We start from the raw sequence: 3,668 nt of genomic DNA, 5'->3' as shown, positions 1-3,668 counted from the left end.
GCGGAGGTCCGCCTTGTCGCCGTGGCAGGTCGGTTCAGGGCTGATCGCGTTCATGCGCTGGCTCCCTCGCCCGTTCAGACGGTGTCGTAGATGACTTCGAGCGACGGCTTGGACACGGCGGCGATGCCGCACATATCCTCGACCGTGGCCGGCTCGAGCACCACGTTCCGCCCGACCGCATCGCCCTTGAACAGGCCGAGCAGCGCGTCATGGGACAGAGGCCTCGGCCATTCCGGCGGCGCCCAGGCGACGTTGCGCGCCAGTTCCTCGAACAGGGGACCCCAGCGGTCGCCGGGGCGGCCGACGATCTCGTAGTTGCCGCTCTTGCGGCGGATATCCTCGTCCGCCGGAATTGAGGCGAGGACGGGGATGCCGGCGGCGGCGGCGAAGGCGGCGGCCTCGCCCGTGCCGTCGTCCTTGTTGACCACCATGCCGGCAACGCCGACATTGCCGCCCATCTTGCGGAAATACTCGACCGCCGAGCAGACGTTGTTGGCGACGTAGAGCGACTGGAGGTCGTTGGACCCGACGACGATCACCTTCTGGCACATGTCGCGGGCGATCGGCAGGCCGAAGCCGCCGCACACCACGTCGCCCAGGAAGTCGAGCAGGACGTAGTCGAAACCCCAGTCGTGGAAGCCCAGCTTCTCCAGCAGCTCGAAGCCGTGGATGATGCCGCGCCCGCCGCAGCCGCGTCCGACTTCCGGCCCGCCGAGTTCCATCGCATAGACGCCGTCGCGCTTGAAGCAGACGTCGCCGATGGCGACCGGCTCGCCCGACAGCTTCTTGCGGGTGGAGGTTTCCAGGATGGTCGGGCAGGCCCTGCCGCCGAACAGGAGCGAGGTCGTGTCGCTCTTGGGATCGCAGCCGATCAGCAGGATCTTCTTGCCCTGCTGGGCGAACATGTAGGAGAGGTTGGCGAGAGTGAAGCTCTTGCCGATGCCGCCCTTGCCGTAGATCGCGATGATCTGCGTTTCCTTGGTGGGAGGCGCCGAGGTCACCGGGTCCGGCTCGATCGCGGCCTCGGCCCGCAGGCGCTCCATCAGGTCTTGCTGGCTCATGAACAGCGTCTCCAATCCAGGATCATCTTCAGGCAGGCGGGATCGCCGAATGCGGTGCGGTAGGAGTCGGCGGCACCCAAAGCCTCGGTGCGGTGCGTGATCAGTCCGTCGAGCGACAGCCTGCCGGTCTCGACCAGTTTCTTGACGGCGGCGAGGTCGCTCTGGGTCCACTCGGCGGCGACGCGGATGCGGGCTTCCCGGATGAAGGCCAGGGAAAAGTCGAAACTCAGCGGGGCGCTGTAGAAGCCGGCCAGAACCACCTCGCCGCCCCTGTGGATGCGCTTGATCAGGGCGTTGAGCAGGCCGGAATCGCCGCTGACGTCGTAGACGGCATTGTAATCGTGCCGGGTATCGGCATCGGGGTGGATCACCGGGTAGAGCGATCCGGCGTCGGAGCGGACCGGGTTGGTTTCCCAGACGGTGACCGGTCCGTCGTCGTCGAGCAGGGCGATCCTTGCCATCAACCGGCCCAGGACGCCGTGGCCAACGATCAGGTCCGGTTTGGCGTGGCCGGCCATCGTGTGGTAGGCGGTCGCGGCCAGCGCCAGCAGGACGGCCTGCTCGCCAAGGTTCTCATCGACCGGAACGACCCGGTCGCCGGCGACGACGAGGCGGGAAGCGGCACCGCCGAACAGACCCCGGACATCGCCGAAGCAGCGGGCGCCGGGGACGAAGACCAGCTCGCCTTCGCGCCGTCCGGAGTCCCTGCCGGCGGAGGTGATCCGCCCGACCGATTCATAACCGGGAACCAGCGGGTAGCCCATGCCGGGAAAGGCCGGCATCCGGCCGAGCCAGAGAAGCCGTTCCGTCCCGGTGCTGATGCCGCTCCACAGGATATCGACGGTGACGTCGGCGGCTTCCGGCGGAGTGAGATCGAGCCTGCGCAGGGAAAGCCGTTCCGGCTCTTCGAACACAACGGCAAGCGTGTCCATGTCGTCCCGCTCCCCTGATTGTCCCGGCTGTATGCCGGCTTCTTGTTGATTGTTAGTCTATATTGACGGTTTATTACGTCAAGTAATACTTACATGATGGTCGAGATTGGGTGTCAAGATCGCGAGTGCTGACTTAGGCTGGTTCGCTCCCTCGCTCCCTCGCTCCCTCGCTCTCCTCCTCCCACTCTCTCCCCACTCTCTCCCCCTTTTCCGTCATACCCGGACTTGATCCGGGTATCTCCTTTCAGGAGATTAGCGGGTGACATCCGGACTTCAGGTTGAAGTCCTCCCGTAAGCCTCCGCCGGGAGATACCCGGATCAAGTCCGGGCATGACGGAAGGGGGGGAGGCGGAAGGGAAGCGGAAGGCAGAGGAAAATGTCTACGTGACGCATATGAACGCCTCTTCTCACGGCCGCGCGACGAGCAGGCCGGTCAGCAGCGGCATCGCGGTCGGAACCTGACGCACGCGGGAGAACCCGGCCGTGTTGAGCAGGCGCGTCAGCTCGGCGGGGGTGCGGGCGCGGCCGTGGCCCATAGCGAGGAGGTAGAAGGCGAAGTAGGCGTCGCCGACCGGTTCCGCGCCGGCGGCTCCGGACATCGGTTCGGCGATCAGCAGGGTGCCTTCGGAATCCAGCGCCTGACGGGCGGCGCGGAGGATCGCCAGGGCGGCATCGTCGTCATGGTCGTGGACGACGCGGACCAGGGAGACGACATCCGCCCCGATCGGCAGCGGGTCGGCGAAGAAGTCGCCGCCGACGGCTCTTGCGCGCGGCTCCAGTCCGGCGGCCCGGAAACGTTCGGTCGCGGCCTTGGCCACGGCGGGGAGGTCGTACAGGACGACCTGAAGGTTCGGTGCGCTGGCGGCGGCATGGGTCAGGAAAGTACCGTCGCCGCCGCCGACATCGAGCAGCCTGTGGTGCCGGTTCAGCGGATAGGCTGCGAGCACTTCTTCCGCGACCATCGGCTGGGACGCGGCCATCAGTGCCGTATAGGCGGCGGTCTGTTCGTTGCCGAGTGCCGCCGGCTTGTCCGTCGTCGAATAGGGCCAGTACTGCGACAGCTCCGTCCGCATGCCGCCGCGCAGCAGCGCCACCGGGTCGCGCATGTCGGCATAGAGCATCGTATGATGCTCGACCATGGATGCGACGGCCGGGTTGTCCACCAGCGCCGCTCCCAGAGGCCCAAGCCCGAAGCGGTCGTCGCCGCGCTTCTCCAGCAGGCGCAGCGACAGGGCGGCGCGCAGCAGGCGTTCGGTCGATTCCGCCGGCAGGGCCAGGCGGCGGGCGAGTTCCGCCGAGGTGCGCGGGCCGTCGGCGACGATGTCGAACAGCTTCAGCCGGACGCAGGCTAGCAGCACCTGGGAATAGACGAAACCGGCGCAGAGATCGAACAGGTCGCGGCTGCGTCTGCGGGCGATCGGCCGCGTCAGCGGGAACGCCGCCGCCCAGCGCCGGAAGCGCGGGCTTGCCAGCAGATGGTCGCGGGCGGCGCGGCCCCGTTCGACCCAGTCGCCGAGGCGCGGTAGTCCGAAGCCGATCTGGGCCATGCCGACGCGCGGCATGCAGACCTGCGACAGCCGGCGATGGGGAATATCGTGGTGATGGTCGGCATGGTGATCGGGGGTATGGCCGGCGGGCTTCATGCTGCGACCCTCACCAGTTCCTTCGGCAGGAA

General features: G+C 67.3%; 3 protein-coding genes. All 3 read right to left on the bottom strand.

Annotation, left to right across the window (positions count from 1 at the left end):
- Positions 1–74: 74 nt before the first annotated feature.
- On the bottom strand, positions 75–1,061 hold the full coding sequence (locus AC5JJ6_RS04250) for a chlorophyllide a reductase iron protein subunit X (protein ID WP_044427892.1): 987 nt from the start codon (positions 1,059–1,061) through the stop codon (positions 75–77).
- A complete protein-coding gene (gene bchC / locus AC5JJ6_RS04245; RefSeq protein WP_496040853.1) occupies positions 1,058–1,993 on the bottom strand; it encodes a chlorophyll synthesis pathway protein BchC in 936 nt (311 codons plus the stop codon). The genes AC5JJ6_RS04250 and bchC overlap by 4 nt, the downstream gene beginning before the upstream one ends.
- Before the next feature lie 407 nt (positions 1,994–2,400).
- Positions 2,401–3,668: methyltransferase (locus AC5JJ6_RS04240; RefSeq protein ID WP_496040852.1), on the bottom strand; the 1,268-nt coding region annotated here is incomplete at its 5' end.

The organism is Skermanella sp. (assembly GCF_059503625.1).
The sequence above is the reverse complement of the archived record's forward strand: the minus strand, read 5'-3'. Positions and strand labels throughout refer to the sequence as shown.

Coding starts and splice junctions, on each gene's coding strand:
- AC5JJ6_RS04250 (WP_044427892.1), bottom strand. CDS start 1,061: ATGAGCCAGCAAGACCTGATGGAGCGCCTGCGGGCCGAGGCCGCGATC.
- bchC (WP_496040853.1), bottom strand. CDS start 1,993: ATGGACACGCTTGCCGTTGTGTTCGAAGAGCCGGAACGGCTTTCCCTG.